14 protein-coding genes are annotated in these 24,876 nt (G+C 66.7%); 7 read left to right on the top strand and 7 right to left on the bottom strand.

The genetic code is table 11. The features are described from left to right. Positions 1-37: 37 nt before the first annotated feature. From AC1RQK_RS00185 to AC1RQK_RS00170, 4 genes are all read right to left on the bottom strand, one after another. Positions 38-490, bottom strand: a complete 453-nt coding sequence (locus AC1RQK_RS00185) for a hypothetical protein (RefSeq protein WP_492807033.1) — start codon at positions 488-490, stop codon at positions 38-40. After that, positions 490-11,769 carry a hemagglutinin repeat-containing protein gene (locus tag AC1RQK_RS00180; RefSeq protein ID WP_492807031.1) on the bottom strand — a complete coding sequence of 3,760 codons (11,280 nt, stop codon included), beginning with the start codon at positions 11,767-11,769 and terminating at the stop codon, positions 490-492. Before AC1RQK_RS00180 ends, AC1RQK_RS00185 begins: the two co-directional genes overlap by 1 nt. Before the next feature lie 495 nt (positions 11,770-12,264). Beyond that, positions 12,265-13,527, bottom strand: a complete 1,263-nt coding sequence (locus tag AC1RQK_RS00175) for a M20/M25/M40 family metallo-hydrolase (RefSeq protein WP_492807029.1) — start codon at positions 13,525-13,527, stop codon at positions 12,265-12,267. A 115-nt stretch (positions 13,528-13,642) separates the two neighbouring features. Next, positions 13,643-14,902, bottom strand: coding sequence for a M20/M25/M40 family metallo-hydrolase (locus tag AC1RQK_RS00170; protein ID WP_492807027.1), 1,260 nt, complete (start codon positions 14,900-14,902; stop codon positions 13,643-13,645). 122 nt (positions 14,903-15,024) lie between these two features. On the opposite strand from AC1RQK_RS00170, the gene AC1RQK_RS00165 reads away from it, so the two are divergent. Next, complete coding sequence (locus AC1RQK_RS00165) at positions 15,025-16,128, top strand: GlxA family transcriptional regulator (protein ID WP_492807025.1); 1,104 nt, start codon at positions 15,025-15,027, stop codon at positions 16,126-16,128. 80 nt (positions 16,129-16,208) lie between these two features. Here AC1RQK_RS00165 and AC1RQK_RS00160 read toward each other — a convergent pair whose 3' ends face one another. Together AC1RQK_RS00160 and AC1RQK_RS00155 are read right to left on the bottom strand one after the other, a co-directional pair. Continuing rightward, positions 16,209-16,940, bottom strand: coding sequence for a BON domain-containing protein (locus AC1RQK_RS00160; protein WP_183032701.1), 732 nt, complete (start codon positions 16,938-16,940; stop codon positions 16,209-16,211). Between the two features lie 207 nt (positions 16,941-17,147). Continuing rightward, positions 17,148-17,573, bottom strand: coding sequence for an OsmC family protein (locus tag AC1RQK_RS00155; protein ID WP_150988105.1), 426 nt, complete (start codon positions 17,571-17,573; stop codon positions 17,148-17,150). 448 nt (positions 17,574-18,021) lie between these two features. Here AC1RQK_RS00155 and AC1RQK_RS00150 point away from each other — a divergent pair, with 448 nt between their 5' ends. The 6 genes from AC1RQK_RS00150 (at position 18,022) to AC1RQK_RS00125 (ending at position 24,171) form a co-directional block, all read left to right on the top strand. Further along, positions 18,022-19,107 carry a calcium:cation antiporter gene (locus AC1RQK_RS00150; RefSeq protein WP_492387135.1) on the top strand — a complete coding sequence of 362 codons (1,086 nt, stop codon included), beginning with the start codon at positions 18,022-18,024 and terminating at the stop codon, positions 19,105-19,107. A 130-nt stretch (positions 19,108-19,237) separates the two neighbouring features. Then, positions 19,238-20,521 (top strand): FAD-dependent oxidoreductase, encoded by a 1,284-nt coding sequence (locus tag AC1RQK_RS00145; RefSeq protein WP_492807022.1) that lies wholly within the window; start codon positions 19,238-19,240, stop codon positions 20,519-20,521. 69 nt (positions 20,522-20,590) lie between these two features. Further along, complete coding sequence (locus AC1RQK_RS00140) at positions 20,591-21,514, top strand: LysR family transcriptional regulator (RefSeq protein WP_174428014.1); 924 nt, start codon at positions 20,591-20,593, stop codon at positions 21,512-21,514. A 177-nt stretch (positions 21,515-21,691) separates the two neighbouring features. Next, a complete protein-coding gene (hpxZ, locus tag AC1RQK_RS00135) occupies positions 21,692-22,069 on the top strand; it encodes an oxalurate catabolism protein HpxZ (protein ID WP_458765397.1) in 378 nt (125 codons plus the stop codon). A 157-nt stretch (positions 22,070-22,226) separates the two neighbouring features. Further along, positions 22,227-23,300: a porin gene (locus tag AC1RQK_RS00130; protein ID WP_492372096.1), complete on the top strand. Its 1,074-nt coding sequence runs from the start codon at positions 22,227-22,229 to the stop codon at positions 23,298-23,300. A gap of 190 nt (positions 23,301-23,490) precedes the next feature. Continuing rightward, positions 23,491-24,171: a uracil-DNA glycosylase family protein gene (locus AC1RQK_RS00125; protein WP_492807020.1), complete on the top strand. Its 681-nt coding sequence runs from the start codon at positions 23,491-23,493 to the stop codon at positions 24,169-24,171. A 93-nt stretch (positions 24,172-24,264) separates the two neighbouring features. Here the strand turns inward: AC1RQK_RS00125 and AC1RQK_RS00120 are convergent, their stop codons facing one another. Beyond that, entirely contained in the window at positions 24,265-24,768 is a 504-nt protein-coding gene (locus AC1RQK_RS00120; protein ID WP_492372092.1) for a phasin family protein, read from the bottom strand. Positions 24,769-24,876 lie beyond the last annotated feature (108 nt).

Genomic DNA, 24,876 nt, shown 5'->3' with positions numbered 1-24,876 from the left:
TATTGCACAGCCAACGTTAACTGGACTCACGCAGCTATTATTTCGAAAACACTGCTTTCAAATGCTCGGCCAACTCACGTAGATCCGCATAAGCCAACGGCCCGAAGTCTGGATAGTTTTCCTCTACGTATTGCTCCGGTGTAATTCCGATATCTCGCGCCATTTCCGACACATCTATAATGAGTTTTGGGCAAATCATCCAATTTGTGGTGCCCGGAAAAAAGTCCCGGGAATGACCCACAATTACCCACTTGACATTCCCCTCAAATGTATCCACACCCAATCTGATTTTTGATATTGTCTCAGAGTTCTCAACTACAAATCTAAAACTAGTAAAAGGCGGAACTTTCGATCTATCCTCGCTTATTGGATCTTGGTCTTTAAATTTGAAAGTTGGATATCTAGACTCAAATCTTTGCCAGGCGAGCGGACCAAGCTTTTCAATAAAATCAAGTAACTCCCGCCCTTGCTTTGTATCATCGGTTTCCATTATTGCAGTCCTATTATTTTTTTAGAAATTGTTATTCCATCTGGATTCATCTTTCTCATATGTTGCCCCCAGTCCCCCAATGGAATTGCTTCTTTCGAAATACGAGGATCATACACATAGCGGCCATCAGTATAGATCTGATGATAGGATAGTCCGTCTAAGTTATTTCCGTTCTCAAATATATTTAAGTTATGAGGTTTACTTGACCGAACCTCCAATATTTCACCTTTCCCGCCAGCGGCGTCAAGCAGACGCGACGCAATCTCTGAACAATCAGTGCAACGCGTATTCGCTACCATATCCCGCATTTGTGCTGTACCCATTGCATCAAGCACAGACTGGTTCGGCGGGAAACTTGGATTTGGCGGACGAACGGGGCGACTCATGCCGGGAAGAGTGACTTCACCAGTGATCCCCACGCCCTTTCCGAGGGTTGCCGCCTTTGCGGCCTCCTCCGCCGCCGTTGTCGCTGTCTTGACTACGCCGGCAGCGCCACCGAACGGCAAATACGTAACCAACTCACCACCGATTCGCCCAATTTCCTTGGCGTCTCCCTTCTCGTAGGCCGACGCCAGTCTCTCCCTCTGCTCAGCCGTAGCACTAGCTATCAACGCCTCCCAGGCTGTCGGATTCGCCAGAAGCCGACCCAATCCATCGATCGTGCCTCGCAACTCTTCACCCGCCTTCTGGTCACCCATCCCTGAGGCCACGACGGTGCCCGCCAGCTTTGCCATGTCAGCAAGTCCCTGGGCAATTGCATGCCCGGCGCCGGTAGCGGTGCCGACAAGGCGATCGACCTTCGACATCGTTCCCGCCGCCTGCGCCTCTGTGTTCATGGCAAGCAGAATGTAGTCGACCGGGCTCACGCCGAATGCACCGAAGGTGTCGTCCCGCTTACGAAGGATCTCGGCCTGGGCGGAGCGAACTTCCTGTTGCAATCCTGTGCAAATCGCGCTGCTGCTCCCCGCGCAGGCTGACAGAGCTGCATCACGTTGCTTGTCAAGTGCAACGAGCCGATCGCGCTCCCGGCAAGCTTCTGCGTTACCGCTTGCCGTGCAGGATTGATTTGCCTTCGTGAAATCAAGTATCTCTTGGTGCTTCAGATAGTTGTTTTCCGTGGCAACCTTGCCAACGCTACCGCCCACAGCCAAGTCAGAGCCGGATCCACCGGCAGCACCGCCTGCTAGGCCGCCAACGATCATGCCTGCAAGCTGCACCAGCGCCTTTCTGTCTTCTACGCTGACGCCTTCCATACCAAGCAGTTGAGCGCCGAATGACTCCACTGCCAGCTTGGCGGCGGCCCCGCCTGCTGCGCCAGCCGCAAAGTTTCCGCCGATCGCCATTGACATGAGACCGCCCAGAAGGCCGTGCACAGCCACCTTGGTCGCCGTGGGCTGGCCCTGGAGAAGGTCTCCTGCTTTGTCATAAACCATCGGCGCCAACTGCTGCACCAGTTCGGCCCGGACTTTGTTCTCCTCCTGCTGCTCCTTCACCTTCTTCGCATCAAAGATCTTATCGAGAGCCTGGTTAGCGCCATCCGTATCCCGATTCAAGCTGGCAAGCACTTCTTCCACCGTCTTGCCAGTCTTCTCCTTCTGTGCCTCGGCATTGGTGATGGTCACCGTGCTATTGGCAATGGCGCTCCGGGTAGTGCCGGCGGCGTTGCCTTCGATCGGCTTTTGCGCATTGCCTGCTGCTGTGGCTGCCAGGGAGTTGACACCGTTCTGCAGCAGGTTCCCGTTGCCCCATTCGGTGTGCGCCTTGATCAGGGTGTCGCCGTCTTTGACGTCGGGCATGCTCTTGCCCGCGGTGAAGCTGCCGGCAATAGTCGACGAACTACTGCTGTACTCCGCCTTGTTCTCAATATCGCTGGTGGTCAGCGTGCCGGTGGTGAGGCTGTTCTTGCCAGCGTCAGCCGTGCTGGCCAGCACCGCGCCCTTCAGGTCCGTGTTCTGCTTGACGTTGACCTGGAACCCGCCATTGCCCGCGTAGATGCCGCTTTGCTCCCTGACCGAGTTGTAGGTGCTGTCGGTGTTGCCGCTCGACACACTGACGCTGCCGCTGACCGTGGTGCCGTAGCAGATCGGGGGCACGCACAGGCTGGCCTGGAAGCCGGATGACGATTCGCGGCTGTGGTAGTTGTCGGTGTCTTGCCGGCTTTCCACATTGAGGTTGCGCCCCACCTCTGCCCGCACGGTGTCGCCGGTGACTTGCGCGCCCTTGAGGTTGGTGTCGCGCCCGCTGGTGATGGTGAGCTGGTCGCTGGCGCTGACATGGCTGTTGTGGTTGGTGACGGAGTCGCCGTCGCCCTTGGCCTTGTTCTGGCTGGCGGCGAGTTCGAGCGTGAAGCCGTTTTGCTGTCCGCCAAGTGCGAGGCCCACGCCGATGCTGGCGTTGCTGCCGCCGCTCTTGCTGCTTTGGCTGGCGGTGTCTTGCGCGCTTTCCAGGTTGACGTCGCGGGCGGCGCTGAGGGTGACGGTTTTGCCGTCGATCTGTACGCCGCGCCCGGTGATGTCGCCGTCGGTGGCGTAGCCGTTGGCGTCCTTGCCGCCGGAGCCGGCGGCGACGATGGTGACGGCGTTGCCGGCCTTGACGGTGGTGCCTTGGTTGGCGCTGGCCTGGCTGCGGGATTCGGACTCGGAGCTGCCGCCGCCAATGCTGACGGTGGCTTTGATCAGCGCGGTGCCGCCGGTGCCGCCGCTGGCGAGGTCCCGGACGGTGCTGACGCCGTTGGCGACCGCGAGCGCGGCCTGCGCCGCGTAGAGCCCGCGCAGACGGTCGTTCTTGCTGTCTTCCATGCCGCGGGCGGCATTCTCGATGGTTTGCGCGGCGGTCACCGCGTAGCCGGACAGGGCGAGCGTGACGCCGTACTGGCTGGTTTTGTCGACCTGGTGGCTGTTTGCCGTGTCCTTGCCGGGGTCAAGCACCACGTTCTTGCCGATCAGCGTGACGTCTTTCCCGGCGGCGATGTCGGCGCCGCGTGCGGTGAGGTCGTCCTTGGCGCTGATGGTGACGCTGCCGTTCTGGCTGACCACCTGGCTGCGGATGGTGTTTTCGGTGGTCTGCGCCGTGTCCAGGTGGTGGGACTCGGTGCGGATGCCGACGGTGCCGGTGTAGCCGGTGCCGCCCAGGTCGCCGATCTGGCGGCTGCTGCTGTCGCTGCGCTTGGTCTTGCTGTCCTGGCCGGAGAGGATGTCGACCTTGCCTTGCAGGGCGGCTAGCGTGAGGTCGCCTTCAGCCGACAGGCCGCTGCCGGCGATGGTGATGTCGCCGCTGCGGGCCTTGACGGCGACGGTATTGCCGGTGACCACCGTGGCGTTTTGCCGGGCGGCGCTGGCGTCGCCGCTGGCGCTGGCTTTCTGGTTGCCGTACGGCAGCATGGAGACGCCGCCGTTGTTGGGACCGCCGCCGACAAAGCGGCCGACGTCGCCAAGCGAGGGCGCGGCGGTGCTCAGGCTCCAGCCGCTGCTGCTGGAGCTGGTGGCTTCGCGGTAGCTGTCGGTGGAGGCTTGCAGCAGGACGTCGCGCTGGGCGTCGAGGATGGCGGCAGCGCCGGCGCTGACGGTGCTGCCGGCGATCAGGATATTGCCGTCGGTGGCTTTGCCGTTGGCGTCCTTGTCGCCGTTGCCGGTGGCGCGCAGGCGGATATCGCCGGCGCCGGTGAGCTGGCTGCCGCGCTGGGAGATCGATTCGGTCTCCACCTGGCTGCTGCTGCGGTTGCTGCCAAAGGTGATGCCCACCTGCGGCGCGGTGAAGGCGGCGGCGCCGAGTTCATTGAGCGTTTGCTTGGCGCGGGTGACGGTGCTGGGGTTGCGCTGGATGTCCTGGAGGTTGCGCGCCGTGTCGAGCGGCGTGCCGGTGAGCGCCATGGACAGGCCGCTGGAGCGGCTGCTCTGGCTGCTTTCCTGGGTGATGTGGTCCACGCCAGCCAGCACGGCGATGTTCTGCGCCTGGATGTCGATATGGCCGGCAGTGGTGTTGCCTTCCTTGCGCCCGGCGATCAGGTCGCTGCCGAGGATAGTGGCATCGCGCCCGGCGCTGATGGTGACATTGCCGTTGGTGGCGCCCACCGTGCTGCGCGCATCGCTCTGGGTGACGGCAAGTGCGTGGCCGGCGCTGTTGGCCTGGTTGCTGCCTGCCGAGACGCCGATGCCGCCCTTGCCGGCAAAGGCGGAGAGGCCGGAGGATTTCTGCTCGTGCGCGTAGCTTTCTTCGCGGGTGTTCTGGCCGGCGGTGATCAGCACGTTGCCTTTGGTGGCGGCCAGGGCTACGCCGTCGGTGGCGGCGATGCCGCTCTGGCGCACGGTGAGGTCGTTGCCGGCGGTCACGCGCACGGTGTCGCCGCTGACCAGGCTCCCTACGCCAAGGTCGGCATGGCTGCTGGTCTGGTCGTGGCTGGAGCTGCGCGAGAGCAGTCCGCTGCTTCTGCTGCGGCCATCGTAGCTGGCGTCGTGCACTTCCCGGGCTTCGCCGATGGTGATGTCCTGGGTGGCGACGATGCTGACGCCGGAGCCGCTCACGCCGGGCTTGCCGGCGCTGACTTCCGAGCCGGTCAGCGTGACGCTGCCCTTGCCCGTGCCTGTGACCGGCGCGGCGGTGATGCCGTTGGCTTCCAGCAGGCCGGCCGCCAGCGTTGTTTGCCCGGCTGCCAGGGTGGCGCTGGTGCCGCCTTGCACGGTGCTGCCGCGCACGGTTTCGTCATAGGCGGACTGCGTGTAGGACGCGCCCTTGCCGCCCAGCGAGCCTTCGCTGTGGGCGGTGGTGTCCTTGAGCGCCGTGACGGTGAGATCCCGCCCGGCGATCAGGGAGACATCGCCGCCCGCCCCCACCTTGGACCCCGCCAGCGCGGCGTCGCGCCCGGCCACCGCCACCACATTGCCGCCTGCCTGCACCGTGCTGCCGGCCACCGTGCTGGTCTTGTCGTGGGCATAGCTCTGGCCGCCGCGCGAGACGGCGTCCTGCGTGGTGCCGAGGGTGACCGCGCCAATGGTGAGGTCACGCCCGGCGCCGATCAGTGCGCCCTTGCCGGCTTCGAGCACGGCGCCGCTGAGGGTGACGTCGCGCCCGGCCAGCACCACGGCGTTGCCGGTTGCCGAAATCGCCGCCACCGCGGCCACGCCCGTGGCGCCCGCGCTGTAGCCGTTGGGCCCGATCGTGCGGACTTCCGTGACGGTCTGCGTTTCGTTGACCACATCGCGCCCGGCTTGCACCAGGACGTCCTGGCCGCCGATGCGCCCGCCCAGGTTGCGTACGTCCTGCAGGGCCTGGACCACGGTGGTGCCGGTGGTGTCGCCAATGGCGCCGCGGTTGACGATGTTGTTTCCGAGCACCTGCGTGGCGACGTCGCCAACGATGCGGCCGCTGTTGTTGACGTTGCCGGTGGCATTGAGCGCGACGCTGTTGCCGGTGACGAGCGCGCCGGTGCTGTTGAGGTCGACGGCGTTGGACTGCGCCAGGTAGACCTTGGGCACCAGCACCGATTGATGCGTGCCGTCGGGCAGCGTCACCTCTTGCGCTACCAGCCAGACCATGTCGGTGGTGAGCTGGCGCATCTGGTCGTCGGACAGGCCTACGCCGGGGGACAGGCCGAAGGCTTTGGCGTAGGTCACGCCGCTGTTCATCAGGGCCTGGTATTCCTTCAGCTGGTCGGTGTAGCCGGCCAGGAAGGTACGGCCGGTTAGTGCCGTGACCTGGTCGCGGACGAGCTTTTCTTCATAGAAGCCGTCGCCGAGGCGCTTTTGCACCTGCTGCGGGTCCAGGCCGAGGGCGCCCAGCATGTAGTCGCTGGAGAGGAAGGTCTTGTACTGGGTGAAGCGTGAGTCGGTCTCGATCAGGTAGGGCGTGGCCGGGGCCGGGCGCAGCGTGAACAGGCCGTTGACGGGCAGCGTCAGGTTGGGGATGCCGCCGGCGGCGGTGCCGAGCGTCTGCGGGCGGTTGGTGGTGCCGGTGGCGGCCGCGACGGGGCCGGCGCCGAGCGTTGGCGCGGCGCCGGCCGTGCCCGCGAGGCTGTCAAGCTGCGTGCCCGAGGCGCTGCCGCCGGCCACGCCGCTGCCAGTGACAGTCTGGCCGACGCGGTTGACGGAGCCGACGGTGATGTCCTGCGCGGTGGTCTGCACCGCCTGGTTGGCGGTGGCAAGGGCCGGCAGCGCGGCTACCGTGGTGGGCGCCTGGGGCGTGGTCGGATACGGCACCGTTTGCTCATCGCTGTTGCCGCCGGATTTCTGGTGCCAGTAGAACGTGGAGGTGTCGGTGGTGCTGACCGTCTGCTGGAGCACCGTGCCGACGTCCTGTACCCCGCCGCCGGCAGCGCGCCGGGACAGGTTGCCGCCGGCGGCCATGATGGACGACTGGTTCAGGATGCTGCCACCGTCGCTGTTGATGCGGATCGAGCCCTGGGCCTGGACCTTGGCCGCGGGGGTCGCGCTGACCAGGCGGTCGGTGGCAACAGTGGTGACGGTGGTGCGGGAAGTCTCGCTGTAGTCGTGAACGTCCGGGCCGAGGTCGTAGCGCACGCGCACCTGGTCCGGGCGGAGGTGCTTGGCAGGGTCCCAGTCAGGCCAGAAGGTGATCCTGTAGGTGGTGCCGGTGTCCTGGATGTCCTGGTAGTACTGGGTGGGGTTGGTGGCAAACGGGCGCCCGCCCGGTCCGCCTTCACCGGCGCAGCCGTTGTCGCCGCACATCGGGTTGTCGTTGCCGACGTAGGACTCGAAGGGCGGCTCCGTGAAGGAAAGCGTCTTGGCCGTGGTGTTGAGATTGACCACTTTGGACTTTGGCACTTCCAGGGTGACCGGGGCGCGCAGCGCGTTGACCATGTCCCCGCTGATGCTTGCCGCCGTAGTGCGCCAGGCCCATCCGGGGAACGTGGCACTTAAGTGACCATTGGTTTCTCCGTCACCCAGCCCGGCGAGCCAGAGCGAGAGCGTCTGCGTCGTCGTGGTCTGCGGCGTGCCCGCCTCCGTCACGATGCTGGTACGCGTGTTGTTGACCGTGCGCGCGGCGATGTCGATATCGCCGTCTGCCTCGATCGTTGCCGAGCGGTTGTTGAGCACGCCGACCTGGTTGGCCAGCATGCCGGTGCCCGGGTCGCGCGTGCCGTCGCGGGCGATCTGCAGGTTGCCGGCACTGTAGATCAGCGCGCCGTCCAGGTTGGAGACGGAGTTTGAGGCATGGATCTTGAGGTCCTGCGCGGCGGCGATGACGGCGGCCGGGCCGGTATTGCTCACGTCCGCTGCCTGCACCTGCACGGTGTTGCCGATCACGGCGCCGGTGTTGGCCAGTGCGCCGCTGATGGTGTTGACGGCATTGCCTTCGATGCGTCCGGCGTTGGTGATGGTGCCGTCGGCCTGGACGGTGGTGGCCTGCGAGTTGATGCCGGCGCCGGCGGCATTGTTCACATTGGCGCCGCGCACGGCCAGGCTGCCGCCGGCCGCCAGCGTGCCGGTGTTGGTGACCGCGCCGCTGGCACGCAGTTGCAGGTCGCCGTCGGCGCGCAGCTTGTTGGCGGCGTCGTTGAGATAGTCGCCCGCTACGTTGAGCGTCAGGTTGCGCCCCGCCGTCATCTCGCCGCTGCCGCTGACGGTGCCGGCGCGGCTGGATACGCCCACGTCCTGGTTGGCGCGTACCGCGCCGCCCTGGTTTGTCATGGATGCGACGGTGAGCTGCACGTCGGTGCCGCCAAGCACGTTGCCGCCTTCATTGGCGAGCGTGGTGCTGGCCTGGTTGAGGGTCAGGCCCTTGGCGCCGTAGATCCTGCCGCTGCGATTGTCCACGCTGCGGGTCACGCCCAGCGTGAGCGCGCCGGCCGCGGCGATCTGCGCGCCGCTTGCGTTGGCGAGATCGGTGGCGGCGAGGGTCACGTCGCCGTTGCCGCCGAGCGTGCCGCTGGTGTTGTCCAGCGCGCCGGCGGCGGTGATGGTGGTGGCGCCGTCGCCCGCGTTGGCAAGCCGCCCGCCGCGGTTGTCGATGCCGGATGCGGAGACGGTGGCCTTGCCGTGCGCGCCGTTGGCGGTGAGCGCGCCGGCGGCGTTGCTCAGTGTGCCAGCGGCTGCGACCGACAAATCGCCGCTGGTCTGCGCCGTGCCGCCGGTGTTGTCCACCTGGCCCTGGCTGGTGAGCGACAGGCCGGACTGGCCGTAGAGCGTGCCCTGGCGGTTGACCAGGTCCGCGCCCGTGGTGACACTGGCGGCGCCTTGCGCGGACAGGTTGCCCCGGGTGTTGTCCAGCGAGGCCGCCTGCACGGCGAGTGCGCCGTTGCTCTGGATGGCGCCGGCTGTATTGCCCAGCGCGCCCCGGCTCGTCAGCGCCAGGGCGCCGTCTCCGGCGTGCGCGATGCGCCCGCCGTCATTGGCCAGCGACTGCGCGTCCACCGTCAGGTTCTTGCCGTTGGTGGCCAGCGTGCCCGCGGTGTTGTCGAAGGCGCCACCCGCGTTGATGACCGTATTGGCCTTGCCGAACTGGTTGATGGCGCCGCCGTTGTTGGACAAATTGCCTGTGGTGCGGATGCCGGCCTGATCGCCTTCGATGCGGCCGGCGGCGTTGTCCAGCGACGCCGCCGACAGGTCGACGACACCACCGGACAGAGTGCCCTGGCGATTGCTGGCCGCGCCCGACACAGTGGCCGTGAGCGCTTCGCCCGCCGTGATGCTGCCCTGGCCGTTGTCCAGCGACTGTGCATCCAGGCTGGCATCGCCCTTGGCGGTGATCTGTGCATGATTGGCCAGCGTGGCGGCTGCCAGCTCCACCTTGCCGTTGCCGCCGATCCGGCCCGCATTGGCGTTGACCAAGGCTTGCTGCGCCTGGACCCGGGTCAAGCCATCGCCCGCATTGACGATGCGCCCGGCGGTGTTGTCCACGCTCGCGGCGGCAAGTGACATTGCGCTGTGCGTGCCGGCGGTTTCGATCCGGCCGGCCGCGTTAGTCACCGCGCCGGCGGCCCGCAGGTCCAGCGCGCCGTTGGTCTGGATGGTGCCCGCGGCATTGCCCAGCGCGCCACGGCTGGTCACGGCCAGCGTGCCGTCGCCCGCGTGCGCAACGCGGCCGCTGTCGTTGGACAGCGACTGCGCATCCACGGTCAGGTTCTTGCCGTTGGTGGCCAGCGTGCCCGAGGTGTTGTCCAGGACGCCACCCGCGCTGATGCGGGTGTCTGCCTTGCCGAACTGGTTGATGGCGCCGCCCCGGTTGGCCAGATCGCCCGCCGTGCGCACGCCAACCAGGTCGCCTTCGATGCGGCCCGTGGCGTTGTCGAGCGAGCCGGCCGTCAGATTGAGCGTGGCGCCTGACATCGTGCCCTGGCGATTGCTGGCCGCGCCCGCCACGGTGGCCGTGAGCGCATCACCGGCCGTCACACTGCCCCGGTTGTTGTCCAGCGACTTGGCGTCCAGGCTGGCGTTGGCCCGCGCGTTGATCTCGCCGGCATTGGCCAGCGCGCCGGCCTTCAGCCGCACATCGCCGTTGCCGCCGATCACGCCGCCCTTGGCGCCGCTGGCCGTGGTGCCGGCGGCATTGGCCAGCGTGCCTGTTGTGGTGACCGCCAGGCCGCCGGCGCCCAGCGAGGCCAGGCGGCCCGCGCTGTTGTCCAGCGAGCCGGCGTTGACGGCGAGCGCGCCGCCCGCCTGCAACTCACCTTGCTGATTGTTGACGGCGCCGGCCGATTGCAGCGTGGCTGCGCCTTGCGCCAGCATCCGCCCGCCCTGGTTGGAGACGCTGCCGGCCGTGATGGTGGTGCCACCCTGGCTGGTCAACTGTCCCCGGTCGTTGACGAGCGCCCCGCTGGCATTGGCGCTTAGCGCCCCGCCCGCCTGGCTGCTGGCGCCGCTGAGGTTGATGTCGCCCGCGCTGGCGGCGAGGCTGAGGTTGCCCAGCGCCGCGTTCTGGCTGCCGGCGAGCTGCAGCGCCGTGCCCTGCAGGCTGGCATTGCCGCCCGCGAGGTGCTTGCCGCTGGCCGACAGCGTGCCGGCCGCCACCACGCTCAGGTCCGCCTGCTGGCCGATCGCGCCGTCGCCATTGACGCCCGCGCCCAACGTGCCGCTGGAGACCACGCTGCCCGCGTTGACGCGCAAGCCCTGCTGCGCCGCCAGCGTGCCGCTGTTGCCGAGCGCGCCCGCGGTATCGAGCGAGACCGCCTGCGCGCCATAGATGGTGCCGCTGTTCTCCACGCCTTCGCGCGCGGCGATGGCGAGGTTGCCGCTGGCGCTGGTCTTGCCGGCGAGTTCCAGCCGGCCCTGCGCGCTGAGCGTCAGGTCGCCGGCCTGCGCGGCCAGCACGCCGCGGTGGCTCACGCCCACGCCAGCCTCGGTGCCGACCAGCAGGATCTTGTTGGCATACATGCCGCCTAGCTGGCTTACATCGATGCCGATGCCCGGCGCGGGACCGGTCCCGGCGATGGGCGTGGCGGCCAGCGTGGCGCGGTCTACCTGGCTGGCGCCGGCGATGACGTTGAGGTTGTTGGCATAGATGGCCGCATTGGCGGTGACGCTGCGGGCGATCAGGTCGACCTGGTCGACGTTGCCAGCGTTCAGCCCGGCGCCCTGCACCGAGATCTGCCCGCCGGTGACGCGGAAGGCGTCGAGGCTGCCGGTGCCGCCGTACACGGGCACGCCGGTGGTCAGTGTGGCGCGGCTGGTGTTGATGAAGCCACCACCGTCCACCATGATGCCGTTGGGGTTGGCCACCACCACTTCAGCCCGGGCGCCGGCCACTTCCAGGTAGCCGCGCAACTGGCTGGGCAGCGCGCTGGTGACCTGGTTGACGATGATGCGCGCGTTCTGGCCCGGCAGCAGGTTGGGGTTGCCGTTGACGAAACCGGCTTGCTGGGTCGAGACGATGGTGGGCGAGTTGTTGAGGATCGCGCCGCCCTTGGGCACGTCGAACTGGGTGTAGGCGTTGGTGGACACGCCCGCGCCCGAGGGCCGCGTGATGTTGACTTGCGCCAGGCCGTTGCTGGTCTGGATCACGCCGGGGCGGTTGGCGCCGGCATTGGGGTCCGCCACGATCTGGGCCGTGGCCGGGGCAGCCAGCCCAAGCAGGGCAACCGAGGCCAACGAGGCAGTTGAGGCAAACGAGGCAAAGCGCGCGCGCGGCATGGCTGGCAGCGCGGCCGCCATCGATGCCAGCGATGCCAGCGATGCGCCAGGCGCCGGGCCTTGCCCTGCGCGGCGGCGGCGCCGTTGCGCGCGTGCGCCGCCTTGCTGTCCTGTTCCGATGCTGGCGGCCGATTCTTCAACGGCGACCAGCATCGCGCGATGCCTGCTGTAGACCAGGCGGAAACTGCCCTTGTTCATAATTGGATAGACCCTGGATTAGCGGTGCTTTTCTGATGACTGGCACCCTTGCCGGAATGACTGGCGACAACCGTCACCCTCTTTGAATGTGTGGACAATATTTAATGATGACGGCAATGCGGTCAATCGGACACGTACGAATAGAGGGGTATTGCGAGCGCACAAGAGCGGGCATTGCACACCGCTGCTCACCGCCAATCGGCGGCTGCAAGCGGCATTGCGGGAGATTTCGCAGCGCAGGGCGCGCTTTGACCTACTGAAGGGGGATTGAAAAGCAGACGCGCGGCGTGTTATTAGCGCCGGGATAAAAGGCAACGCCCAGGATTAGGACTAGGATTAGGATTAAGACATTCCTAATCCTAGTCCTAGGCGCCTTAATCAATAGGAATTATCAGAACAGATACATTTCACTAAGAACGGAATTCAGACTATCTCCGACTACCTCCATTAACGGCAGATGTCCGCGATCCTTTAGCGCGCAAGCCGGGCGCGGCTTCAGCTACGCCCGATTTCCTGCAGGATGCGCGTGAGCAGGTACAGGCGCGGCACGATGGAATCGATCTCGATGTACTCATCGCGCGCGTGGTATCCGAAGCCCGCCAGGCCGAAGCTCTCCACGACCACCGCCTTGCCGGAGCGCCCGGCAAAGCCCGCATCGGTGGCGCCGCCGGTGCCTTCGGCCAGTGCCAGCTGGCGGCCGTCGAGCTCGGCGTAGATGGCTTGCGCGCGCTGCGCCAGTTGGCGGCCGCGCGCGTTGGCGACAAACGGCGGCCGGCCGGTTTCCATGGTCACGGTGGTTTGCGTGTCGGGGACGAGCTTGCCTTCGTCTACCTTCTTTTGCAGCGCGGCCTGCAGCTTGCCGGCGCCGTCCTTGACCGTGGTGCGCACGTCGCCGATGGCGGTGGCGTGCTCGGGGATCTGGTTGCGGACCTCGCCGGCCTGCGCGGTGGTCCAGTTGAGCTGGGTGCCCGGCACGGATTTGGCCACGTCGCGCGTTTGCTGCAGCTGGTAGGCCAGCTCGATCAGCGCATTGCGGCCCAACTCCGGCGCGGCGCCGGCGTGCGAGGCGCGCCCCTTTACTTCCATGACGGCGGTTGCCGTGCCGCTGGCGCCCATCAGCAGGGCCTCGGTCTTGACCACGGCCTTGGCTGCGGTCGGCTCGAACGACAGCACGACGTCGTGCTGGTCGGCCAGTTTGGCGATGGTCTCGCCGGAGCCGATGGAGCCGACTTCCTCGTCGGGGTTGAAGAGCACGGTCAGCTCGGCATAGTCGTTCCAGCCGGCCGCCTTGAGGATGGCCAGTGCATGCAGGATCACCGCGATGCCGCCTTTGTCGTCGGCGATGCCGGGGCCGTACAGGCGGTTGCCGTCCTGCTTGATGGGCTGCGTTGCCAGTATGTTGGCCGGATAGACCGTATCCATATGCGCGATCAGCATGATGCGGCGCTTGCCCGTGCCGGTCAGCGTGCCTTTGACCATGATGCCCGGGCCCTTGGTGACCGCGATGCGCTCGGTGCGGGCGCCCAGCGCCGCCAGCCGGCCTTCGGTGTAGCTGGCCATCTGCGCCAGGCCCGCCGCGTTGGCGCTGCCCGACTCGATCGACACCATCTCCTTGAGCGACTGGATCACCGCGGGCTCCGCGGTGCGGGCTGCGGCCAGCAATTGGGCGTCGGCGGCGTGGGCGGCGTAGGCGCCGCCGGTGGCAAGGATCAGGGTGGCGATGGCCGCCTGGGTCAGCCGGCGCAGGGAGGGATGCATGGTGTCTCCTGTGGAGGATTGGATCGTTGTGACGGCAAGCCGGGAGGCCTGCCGGGCGATGCTAGCGCGGGCACGGGCGGCAGCGCAAGGGTGCTGCCGCCCGCGCCGGAACGCCTTAGTTGCGCCCGATTTCCTGCAGGATGCGCGACATCAGGTAGAGCCGCGGCACGATCGAGTCGATCTCGATGTATTCGTCGCGGGCGTGGTATCCGAATCCCGCCAGGCCGAAGCTCTCCAGCACCGTGGCCTTGCCCGAGCGCACGGCGAAGCCGGCGTCGGTGCCGCCCCCGGTCTGCGGCACCAGCGTCAGCTCGCGGTCGATCTCCTTGTAGATCGCCTGGGCTTTTGCCGCCAGCGCGCGGCTGCGCGCGTCGCTCACGTAGGGTGGACGCCCGGACATGACTTTGACCGTGGTTTCGGTGTCGGGAACCAGCTTGCTTGCGCTGACCCTGGCTTGCAACGCGGCCTGCAGCTTGTCCTGCGCGTCGGGCTGGGTCAGGCGCACGTCGCCCACGGCGCTGGCCTTTTCGGTGATCTGGTTCAGCGGGCCGTTGGTGTTGGCCTGGGTCCAGATCAGCGCGGCGCCCGGCACGTCCTTGGCCACTTCGCGCGTTTGCAGCATCTGGTACGAGAGTTCATAGAGCGCGTTGCGGCCCAGTTCCGGCGCGGCGCCCGCATGCGCGGCGCGGCCCTTCACATCCAGCGTGGCCGTGGCGACACCAGCCGCGGCCAGCAGCAGCGGCTGGCCCTTCATGACCACCGAGCCCGCGGACGGCTCGCAGGACAGCACCACGTCGTGCTGCTCCGCGAGCTTGGCAATGGTGTCGCCGGAACCCAGCGAGCCCACTTCCTCATCCGGGTTGAACAGCACGGTGATCTGCGCATAGTCCTTCCACCCGGCTGCCTGCAGGATGGCCAGCGTATGCAGGATGACCGCGATGCCGCCCTTGTCGTCGGCGATGCCGGGCCCGTACAGGCGGTTGCCGTCCAGCTTGATCGGCTGGGTGGCCAGCGTGTTGGGGCCGTAGACCGTGTCCATATGCGCGATCAGCATGATGCGGCGCTTGCCGGTGCCGGTGAGCGTGCCCTTGACCATGGTGCCGGGGCCTTGCGTCACGGCGATGCGCTCGGTGGTCGCGCCCAGCGCCTTGAGGCGTGCTTCCGTGAAGCTGGCCATTTGCGCCAGGCCGGCGGCATTGGTGCTGCCGGACTCGATCGACACCATGTCCTTGAGCGACTGGATCAACGCGGGCTCGGCCGCGCGGGCGGCGTCCAGCAATTGCGTGTCCGCGGCACGTGCGCTGCCGGCTGCCCCGAAGGCCAGCGCGAGCGCTGCCACAGCGGTATGGGTAAGTCGGCGCAGGGATGGCTGCATGAAGTCTCCTGTTGCTTGCTTCGTTATTGTGGTTAGGGCGGTGGTTCGCCGAGCGACGATGCTAGCCCTTGCGGGCGCGCCAAGGTAGGATCAATCCCGCCAATTGGAATGCCGATCCCGCCATGCCTCCCTCTTCTGCCACTACCGCCCTGCCCGAGCCGCCCTCCGCCAGGCGCCCCGTGCCGCTGCACGTGCGTTTGCTGTGGTTGCCCGAGGCCATGCCCGGCATGCTGTTCGGCGCGCTGGATGTACTGCGCGCCGCGGCCGGGGTGGCCCGGCTGCAACGCCCGGATGCGGACCGCGACCTGAGTTGGACCGTGATTGGCCCGTCAGGCCGCGCGCTGGCCCTGCCCGCCCTGGGGCTGGAGCCCGCGCGGCGGCGGCGCGCGACGGAAGACGGCAATGCGCTGGTGGTGGTGCCGGGCGTGCTTGCGCGCAATGCGCCGCACCTGGGCGAGATCCTGGGCGGCGCCGGCCAGGCGCTGCGCTTGCTGGAGCGGCACGCGCAGGCGGGCGGATGGATCGCGGCGGGTGCGAGCGGCATCGCCTTTCCCGCGGAGCTGGGCCTGCTGGATGGCGCGCGCATGGGCGCGCCGTGGACCTTCCAGAGCTGGATGAGCCAGCGCTATCCGCGCTGCGATTTTTCCGCGAGCGAGCCGATGGGCTTGCACCAGCGCGTGTTTGGCTGCGTGGCGCCGGCGCTGCAGACGGAGTTCATGCTGCGCGTGCTGGGGCACCTGCATGACCCGGACCTGGCGCAGACCTGTTCGCGCATGCTGCTGTACCAGGCCGAGCGCCAGCAGCTCACGCCGGAGCTGGTGTCGCAACGCTGGCTCAGCAAGACCGCCGACAGCCCCGTCTACCGCGCCATGCGCTGGCTGCAGGCCAACGTGGATGCACCGTACCGGCTGGCGCTGGTGGCCCAGGCGGCGGCCGTGAGCGAGCGGACCTTGCTGCGGCATTTCCGGCAGGTCAGTGGCATGACGCCGCTGGAATACCTGCACGGGCTGCGCGTGGAGCGTGCCAAGACCCTGCTGGAAGTGACCCTGCATGGCTCGCAGGCGGTGGCCGAAGCCTGCGGCTACAGTGATGCGGCGGCGTTCAGGCGGCTGTTCCAGCGGGCAACGGGGATGTCGATGTCGAGCTACCGGGCGCGCTTTGCGCTGCGCTCGCAGCGGCGCTACTGGCGCGTGGAGGACATGCCGCGCCCGGCGGGCACGGCATGATCCGATCCGGCGATTGAATCTGTGAACCTGCGAACTTTCGAACCTGCAAACCCGCGACGTGCTGTTGGCAGTAGTGGCGCTTAGTTGCTCAGCACGATGCGGTTGACCACGTCCTCGACACCATGCACGTACCAGGCATCGCGCTCCGCCTGGCGTTTGCCGGCCTCGGTGGTGGCATAGCCTTCGAGCGTGACGACGCGGTCCTTGGTCTGCACGCGGATGCGGTCGGCATCGACGAACTGGTCGGTCTCCAGCACCAGCTTCAGCGCTTCCGTGACTTCGTCGTCGCGGTCGGCTTCGGCCGGGGCCACCACCAGCTCGTTGACCACGCAGCGGCAACCTCGCGACCACCACGCCAGCACACCGGCCAGGCGCATGTGCGACAGGCTGATCACGTGGCCGCGCAGGGTCACCACGCCGTCGACGACTTCGATGGCGATCTCTCCGCTGGACTCGCCAACGGCTTCGCGCACGGGTTCGATCCTCCCCTTGGCATGCGCGCAGATGCGGCAATTGCGAAAATCGATCGCCTGCAGCAACCGTACGCAGATGGCATTGCGCAGTTCGCCGTCGCCAACCGCCGCGCCGCCATCGGCAACGCGCAGGTGATCGATCACGGCGGACACACCGTCGACACGGCGTACCGACGCGGCAACGCGGCTCTTGTCGACAATATCGGGGACTTCGCCTTCGAGAATCAGCGCGCCGTCGCTCAGGCGCAGGTGGATGGTGGGATGGATGGGATGGCTGTGGAAAGGCACGTGGGCGATGGCCGCCCTAGCCTGAGTCAGGACTGCTTCACTGCTATGCATGATGTCTGCCTTATCTTGGAAGGTCTGGATATAGGAGACGCGTTCAGTCCATTGAACGCCCGCGCGGTCCCGCGCCAGGTGCGGCGCGGGACGGCGAATCTTCATTATAGGTAGCCAGGATGGCCACGCCCGACCTATTGGGCTGCTGGCCTGCTGGCCTGTTGAGATATTGACCGGACACCGGGCCTGGCACCCGCCGTGGCCGGATCAGGTTTCCACCTTGGCGTCCATGGTGATCTCCGCCTTTAGCAGCTTGGACACCGGGCAGCCGGCTTTGGCTCCTTGCAGGCATTGCTCTACCGCCGCCTTGTCGGCCCCCGGGACGCGCACCGTCACGTCCAGGTGCACGGCGGTGATGGTGAAGCCGGCGCCGTCCTTGTCGAGCGTGACCGTGGCCTTGGTGGCAATGCTCTCGGCGACCATCTTGGCCTCGCCCAGGATCAGGGACAGCGCCATGGAGAAGCATCCCGCATGGGCCGCCCCGATGAGCTCCTCTGGGTTGGTGCCGGGGCCGCCTTCGAAGCGAGCCTTGAAACCGTAGGGCGCATCCTTGAGCACGCCGCTCTCTGCCGAGATGCTGCCCTGGCCGTCCTTGATGCCGCCTTGCCATTTAGCCGATCCGTACTTTTTCATGAGCACTCTCCATCGTCGAGGGGGGAAAGGTGCGGCGTTCACCGCACCGGTAATGGGACGCTTGCGGCGCGTCCGGAAACGCTTGTGCTGCCATGGTGCGACGCTAGAATGGCCGGCCGGGTTCACGACTTGTGGCGCCCAGGGGTTTCGGACCGCAGGAAAAAACCGCCAAATCCCCGCCAAATCCCCGCCAAATCCAGCAAATAAACCTTCAATTCCTTTTAATTTAAGCGAATTTCAGGGAACTGAATCCCTGATGCGATTGCCTTACATGCGCGCTGCCGCCCGAGCGGATTGCTGCCGCCCCAAGCTGAACCACAATAGGACGCCAAGGGGAAAACGGCCAGCAAGCCCACTAAGGACGGCACTTTCTCGTCAGCCCGGACGCGCCTCATTAATCACAAAAAAGCTGAATCCACACATTTCATCAACAAGAAAGGGAGATCGGATGCCATTGACGTCGAATAAATTGCCTGCCTGGACCTTGTGGCTGCCGCTGGCAGCCTGGGGCATCCTCGGGGCGGGCATGGCCGCGCCCGGTCAGGCGCTGCTGCTGGTGTTGGCCGGCCTGGCGCTCGCGGGCTCGGTGTTTGCAGCGGTGCACCATGCCGAGGTGGTCGCGCATAAAGTGGGCGAGCCCTTTGGCACGCTGGTACTGGCGATTGCCGTGACCGTGATCGAAGTGGCGCTGATCGTCTCGGTGATGCTGTCCGCCGGCCCCGAGAAGGCCGGGCTGGCGCGCGATACCGTGTTTGCCGCGGCCATGCTGGTGTGCAACGGCATCGTGGGGATCTGCCTGTTGGTGGGTGGCCTGCGCCATCGCGAGCAGGCTTTCCAGGCGCCGGGCGCCACCGCCGCGCTGGCCGTGCTGGCCGCGCTTGCCGTGCTCACCATGGTGTTGCCCAACTACACCAGCGCAATCCCCGGGCCAATGCTGTCGCAGTCGCAGCTGGCCTTTGCGGGCATTGCCTCGCTGGTGCTCTATGGCAGCTTTGTCTTTGTGCAGACCGTGCGCCATCGGGACTACTTCCTGGTGGAAGGCACCTCCGACGAAAGCGTGCACGCCCCGCCCCCGCCCACGAAGATCGCGCTCGCCAGCGGCGGCATGCTGCTGGTGTGCCTGGTGGCGGTGGTCGGCCTGGCCAAGCTGCTCTCACCCACGGTGGAAGCGGCGGTAGCAAGTGCCGGCGCCCCGCCGGCCGTGGTTGGCATCGTGATTGCCGCGCTGGTGCTGCTGCCCGAGGGGCTGGCCGCACTGCGCGCCGCGCGCGCCGACCGCCTGCAGACCAGCATGAACCTGGCGCTGGGCTCAGCGCTGGCCAGCATCGGGCTGACCATTCCCACCGTGGCCGCGGTATTTATCGCGGTTGGCAAGCCGCTGACGCTGGGCCTGGGCCCGACGGAAACCGTGCTGCTTGCGCTGACCTTGCTGGTCAGCACGCTCACGCTGCACTCGGGCCGCACCACCATGCTGCAAGGCGTGGTGCACCTGGTCATCCTGGCGGCGTACCTGTTCTTGTCGGTCGTGCCTTAAGCCGGGCACAGTCTCGGCGGGGGCGGCTTCTGGCTGATGGCTTCTCCCCGCCGAGCGCACACAATGCGCGCTCGCCATGAGACCAAATCGGTGCTGGTTGCGTGCAGTCCTTTTGCGCAAACTGGCGCCCATGACGCTTATGACGCCCAGGATCCCCACCAAACGCATTGTCATCGTCGGCGCCGGCGTGGCCGGCAGCATCATGGCCCGCGCGCTGGCCATGCAAGCCGGGCTGGAAGTCACCTGCCTGGAGCAGGTTGCACCGGATGACCACGCAAGTGCCGGGCTGGTGATCGGCCCCAACGCCATCAAGGCCTTGCACATGCGCGACCCGCTGCTGGCCAGCGCCATTGGCGAGGCCGGCCTGCCCTGGGATCACTGGCGTGTGTCGCTGTGCAGCGGCGAGGTGCTGCTGGACCTGCCGCTCACACGCGTGGCGGACCATGGCGGCGTGCGCATCCTGCGCGCCACGCTGTACCGCGTGCTGCGCCAGGCCGCCGGCAACACCGTGCGTTACCGTTGCAAGCTGCTGGCGTGCGGCGCCAGCCCGCAGGATCCGGCACGCAGCTACGTCGTCTGGGAACAGCATGGCCAACAACACCGGCTTGACGACATCGACCTGCTGATCGCGGCCGATGGCCGTGACTCGCCGATCCGAAGCGCGTTTGACAGCCAGCCCCGGATGCACCAGCTTGGTGCCCTGCTGTTCCGCCTCCTGGTGCCGGACGCCGGCGCCGGCCGGATCGACGATTACGAACAATGGTGCAACGGCCCTAACCGCCTGCTGGCCTTCCGCTTGCCGGACGGGCGGATCAATATCGCCGGCAGCCTGCCGCTGGCCCCCGGCGAAAAGACGCAAAAGACACCTCACGCGGGCATCGGCCCGCAGGCGCTACGCGCCGCCTACACGCCTGCACACGCCAGGCCGGGGCCGCAGGCTGGCTGGCTGATCGATACGCTTTGCGCCAATGTGGATGCCATCTGCTGGTACCGCATGCAGGCGTGCGGCATCCGCTTTGCCGAGCCGCACGCGCAGGTGATGTACCTGGGCGACAGCGCCCACGCCATGGCGCCACCGCTTGGCCAGGGCGTGGCGCAGGCCATCGAGGATGCCTGCAGCGCCGCCGAGTTGATCGCCACTTCGCTGGCCGGTGGCGAGACCAGCCCGCGCGCCTGGCTGACCACGTTTGAAGCGGCCCGGCTTGAACGCCTGCGCTTTGTGATGTCAGTGGCCCCGCACGCCGCTGGCCTCATGCTGGGCGATGCCACGGAGCAGGACCGGGCGTCGGCGCTGGGCGCGCTGCGCCAGCTCTACTGCCAGGTCGCGTTGCCCTGCCATGGCGGCGGCTCCGTCGCTGGCGCTGGCTTTGGCCATGGCGTTGGCCCTGTCACGGGGACCGGGCTGCCCGCGTAGCGTCGGCGCGTGCACGATCCTTGCTAGTGAGAGCGGATCGTTCTCACTAGCGCCCGAGCGCACGCCGCCATGCTCCACCCACCCCGCCTTTATCTCTATCTTGACGCCGTGGCCCGCGTTGGGTCGATCCGCAAGGCCGCCGAACAACTCCACGTCGCCTCCACCGCGCTCAACCGGAAGATCCTGGAGGTGGAGCAGGATATCGGCACGGCGTTGTTCGAGCGCCTGCCCCGCGGCGTGCGGCTGACCGCGGCTGGCGAGGTGTTGATCGCCACCGTGCGCCGCAGCCTCGCGGATCTGGATTCGGCCGCCGCGCAGATGGAGCAGCTGCGCGGGCTGGTGCGGGGCACCGTACGCATGGCGACGGTCGAGTCCGTCGCCACCGATTTCCTGCCTGAAGTCATTGGCCGCTACCAGTCCACCCACCGCGGCGTGCAGTTTCGCGTAGCGGTAGGCAACTCCGGCGACCTGCTGGCCGCGCTCAAGGAAGACGAGGCCGACCTGCTGCTAGCGCACGACCCGCCCCCGACAACCTTCCTGCACGAACTGGCGGTATCCGCGCAGCCCTTTTGCGCGATGATGCGCCCGGACCATCCGCTGGCGAGCCGGCGCACGTTGCGTTTATCCGATTGCCAGCCCTATCCCGTGGCCCTCGGGCCAGAGAGCTTTGGCAGCCGGCGGCTGATCGAGGCGATCTGCGCGCGCAACCGCTTGTCGCTGCGGGTGATGCTGGAAGCCACCACGGTGGAGATGCTGAAGAGCTTTGCGCGCCAGACCGGCGCGATCTGCTTCCAGTTCCAGGCTGGCACGCTGCGCGAGACGCGCCAGGGCACGCTGATTGCCGTGCCCCTGTCCGACCCCGAGCTGTGCGGCGGGCGGCTGGTGCTGGGCGCGCGCAAGGGCCGCAGCCTGCCGCCCGCGGCGGCGGCGTTTGCCGAGCATCTGAAGGCCGCGCTGACCGGCCTGCACCAGCCATTGGCCGAGGCCGCCTGATGCGTGGCCGGGGCTTGCACGGCGAGCCGGCACATGCAACAGCGAGTGCACACAAATTGCGTGCGCCATGAGAAGAAATAAGTGCTGGTTGTATGCAATCGAATTGCCGCAAACTGCATCCATCGCAGTCATGCCAGGCAGCATTACCGGGCCGCTCCGGATACCCACGAAAGCAAGATGAGAATCAACGATCCCGCCATCCTCGCCGAGGTGGAAGCCGCCTTCGACGCCTATGAACGGGCGCTGGTGGGCAACGACGTCGCCGAGCTCGACCGGCTGTTCTGGGAAAGCCCGCACACGCTGCGCTACGGCGCGGGCGAAAACCTCTACGGCATCGAGGCCATCCGCGCGTTCCGCGCGGCGCGCCCGGCAAACGGCCTCGCCCGCGAGATCACCGAGCGCAGCGTCACCACCTTCGGCGACGATTTCGCCGTCGCGAATATCGCCTTTCGCCGCACCGGCGAGCCGCGCCTGGGCCGCCAGAGCCAGAGCTGGGTGCGGCTGCCCGAAGGCTGGCAGGTGGTGGCCGCGCACGTGAGCTGGCAGCAAGCATGAGCCAGCGGCGCTAGCGTACCGGCGCCATCCCGCGCCAGCCATTTCAGGAGCACGCGTTTTTAGATAGCCGGGGCTTGCCCCCGGAGGGGTGTTGTCGTGCCCAGTGAATGCGACAGAGCCAGCAACGAGAGAAAACGGGTCAACCACGGAGGTCTTTATGCAACACAATTTCAAGCCGGTCGTGAAACTGGCAGTCATGGCAGCAGCCTTGATCTGCGGCAACGCCATGGCGCAATCCAGCGTCACGCTTTACGGGATGGTTGACGCTTATGTCGGCGCCACCAAGGCCGGCGGTGCGGACCGCGCCTACGGCGTCAACAGCGGCGGCATGCAAACCTCGTACTTCGGCATCAAGGGCACCGAGGATCTTGGCACCGGCCTGAAGGCGATCTTCGACCTGAACGGCTTCCTGCGCCCGGACACCGGCAAGCAAGGACGCTTCGACGGCGATGCGCTGTTTACCCGCAACGCCTTTGTCGGCCTGCAGAGCGCAACGCTTGGCACGGTGAAGCTCGGGCGCAACACCACGCCCTACTTCATCTCGACCATCCTGTTCAACCCGTTGGTGGACTCCTACGTGTTCTCGCCGGCGATCTTCCACACCTACTTCTCGGCCAGCAATGGCCGCGTCTATGACCCGGGCATCATCGGCGACTCGGGCTGGAGCAACTCGCTGGTGTACTCCACGCCGAACTTTAGCGGCCTGACCGCCAACGCGATCTACTCCTTCGGCGAGCAGGCAGGCAGCGTCGGCAAGAACAAGTGGGGCGGCAACGTGCTCTACTTCAACGGCAACTTCGGCGCCACCGTAGCGTTCCAGCAGGTCAAGTTCAACAGCACCCCGGGCGATGTGACCGCGCCCACGGCGCTGGCCGGCTTCGACAAGCAGAACGCCGTGCAGGTCGGCGTGAGCTACGACTTCAAGGTGGTCAAGCTGTTCGCACAGGGCCAGTACATCAAGAGCGACGTCAACAACGCCACGGGCGACATCAAGCACACCAACGGCCAGGTTGGCGCTTCGATCCCGGTGGGCAACGGCAGCGTGCTGGTCTCCTATGCGTACGACAAGACCAAGAACAGTGTCGCGGACTTCAAGCGCAACACGGCCGGCCTCGCTTACGACTACAACCTGTCCAAGCGCACCGACGTGTATGCCGCGTACTTCTACGACAAGCTGAGCGACCAGTCGCACGGCGACAGCTTTGGCGTGGGCATGCGTCACCGCTTCTGATTGGAAGCGCCACGCGGGTGGGCCGTGCTTCGGCGCGGCCCGCTTGCGCAATCTGGAAAGGCTCCGTGGCCGCCCGGCCACCTTTTGTGGTCATTGCACCCCCTTGCGCACCTGCCTTGTTTGGCAAACCTCGCCGAACTGCATACACTGGGCGCCATCGGCACGACTATCCCGTTCACGTTTGCCGGACATGAAGCGCGTCCTTCCCGGAACTCCCGGAACTCCCGTCACTCCCGTAGCGTCCGTCGCTGCCTGCGCCGCAAGCGATGAGGGCAAGACCGACCTCGACACCCTGCTGACCGAGGTACGCGCCTGCCGCCTGTGCGAAGCGCACCTCCCGCTTGGTCCCCGCCCGGTGGTACAAGCAGCCGCCAGCGCCCGCATCCTGATTGTCGGCCAGGCGCCAGGCACACGCGTGCATGCCAGCGGCATTCCCTGGGACGATCCCAGCGGTGACCGGCTGCGCGAGTGGATGGGCGTGGATAAGACGGTGTTCTACGATGCCGCGCGCATTGCCATCATCCCGATGGGCCTGTGCTATCCGGGCCGTGGCGCCAGCGGCGACCTGCCGCCGCGCAAGGAATGCGCGCCGTTGTGGATGGATGCGCTGCTGGCGTGCCTGGCGGAGATCGAGCTGACCTTGCTGGTCGGGCAGTATGCGCAGCGGCGTTTCCTGGGAGCGGCGGCGCGCGGTGGCGTGACGCCTACCGTGGCGGCCTTTGGCGCGCATGGGCCGCGCTTTATTCCGCTGCCGCACCCATCGCCGCGCAACCAGGGCTGGTTCAAGCACAACGACTGGTTTGCGCGGGACTTGCTGCCGGTGCTGCGCCGGCGCGTGGAGGCCGTTCTATTGGCACCACCCGCTGGCTGATTGCTGCAAAAAAACTGCGCCACATGGGCGCAGTTTTTCCTTGCTACTGGCGTTTGCTTCACAGCGGCCAGCGGCTTCGCCTGAGACTTGGCCTTACTTGGCAGCCGTGGCGGGCATGACCTTCTCTAAGGCGTCGCGCATCGGCTTCATGGCCGTTTCGTAGGCTGCCACCCAGCTCGGCGCGCTCGCGCCGGCAGCCGGGAACGCGCCACCGGCGCTCGACATCAGGTTCTGGCCGAACGACGCCATGGCTTCCTGGGTCTGCGCGGCGTAGGTGCTCATCTGGCGCTGGGCTTCCTGCGCGAACTCTGCGCCGGTGCTGGCGAAGATCTCGTTCATGTGGCCGGCATAGGCGTTCATCTTCTGGGCAAACCCATTCGCCAGTTCCGGCTTGAGGCCGGACATGCCGGCGCCAACCGGCTGCTGGCTGGATTCGCGGACGTAGTTCGTGGTATCCGCCAGGCTGCTCTTGACGGCCTGCATGTTCAGCTCGTTGATTTTCTCCGCGCCACGGGCCAGGGGACCGACCAAGGCCAGGAACAGGTCCAGGTTAGCTTGCTGGACGCCGAAGAATTGAGCTTGGGTGGGATGTGCCATGAAATAGTCTCCTGGGGATGATCCAACGCTGTCGAAGAAGGTTCCGTGAGCGGCATCATCGTTTTGCTGCAATGCAGCAATTGGACACATCATAAGCTTATTACCCGA

The sequence above is a fragment of the Cupriavidus sp. GW822-FHT02D05 genome (assembly GCF_058802485.1).
This window is presented reverse-complemented; position numbering and strand designations above follow the sequence as displayed.

Bases quoted from the DNA above. Each gene is read 5' to 3' on its own strand.
- AC1RQK_RS00140 (WP_174428014.1), top strand. From the start codon at position 20,591: ATGCTCCACCCACCCCGCCTTTATCTCTATCTTGACGCCGTGGCCCGC.
- AC1RQK_RS00175 (WP_492807029.1), bottom strand. From the start codon at position 13,527: ATGCATCCCTCCCTGCGCCGGCTGACCCAGGCGGCCATCGCCACCCTG.
- AC1RQK_RS00185 (WP_492807033.1), bottom strand. From the start codon at position 490: ATGGAAACCGATGATACAAAGCAAGGGCGGGAGTTACTTGATTTTATT.
- AC1RQK_RS00125 (WP_492807020.1), top strand. From the start codon at position 23,491: ATGAAGCGCGTCCTTCCCGGAACTCCCGGAACTCCCGTCACTCCCGTA.
- AC1RQK_RS00120 (WP_492372092.1), bottom strand. From the start codon at position 24,768: ATGGCACATCCCACCCAAGCTCAATTCTTCGGCGTCCAGCAAGCTAAC.
- AC1RQK_RS00145 (WP_492807022.1), top strand. From the start codon at position 19,238: ATGACGCTTATGACGCCCAGGATCCCCACCAAACGCATTGTCATCGTC.
- AC1RQK_RS00155 (WP_150988105.1), bottom strand. From the start codon at position 17,573: ATGAAAAAGTACGGATCGGCTAAATGGCAAGGCGGCATCAAGGACGGC.
- AC1RQK_RS00180 (WP_492807031.1), bottom strand. From the start codon at position 11,769: ATGAACAAGGGCAGTTTCCGCCTGGTCTACAGCAGGCATCGCGCGATG.
- AC1RQK_RS00150 (WP_492387135.1), top strand. From the start codon at position 18,022: ATGCCATTGACGTCGAATAAATTGCCTGCCTGGACCTTGTGGCTGCCG.
- AC1RQK_RS00130 (WP_492372096.1), top strand. From the start codon at position 22,227: ATGCAACACAATTTCAAGCCGGTCGTGAAACTGGCAGTCATGGCAGCA.
- AC1RQK_RS00165 (WP_492807025.1), top strand. From the start codon at position 15,025: ATGCCTCCCTCTTCTGCCACTACCGCCCTGCCCGAGCCGCCCTCCGCC.
- AC1RQK_RS00170 (WP_492807027.1), bottom strand. From the start codon at position 14,902: ATGCAGCCATCCCTGCGCCGACTTACCCATACCGCTGTGGCAGCGCTC.
- AC1RQK_RS00160 (WP_183032701.1), bottom strand. From the start codon at position 16,940: ATGCATAGCAGTGAAGCAGTCCTGACTCAGGCTAGGGCGGCCATCGCC.
- hpxZ (WP_458765397.1), top strand. From the start codon at position 21,692: ATGAGAATCAACGATCCCGCCATCCTCGCCGAGGTGGAAGCCGCCTTC.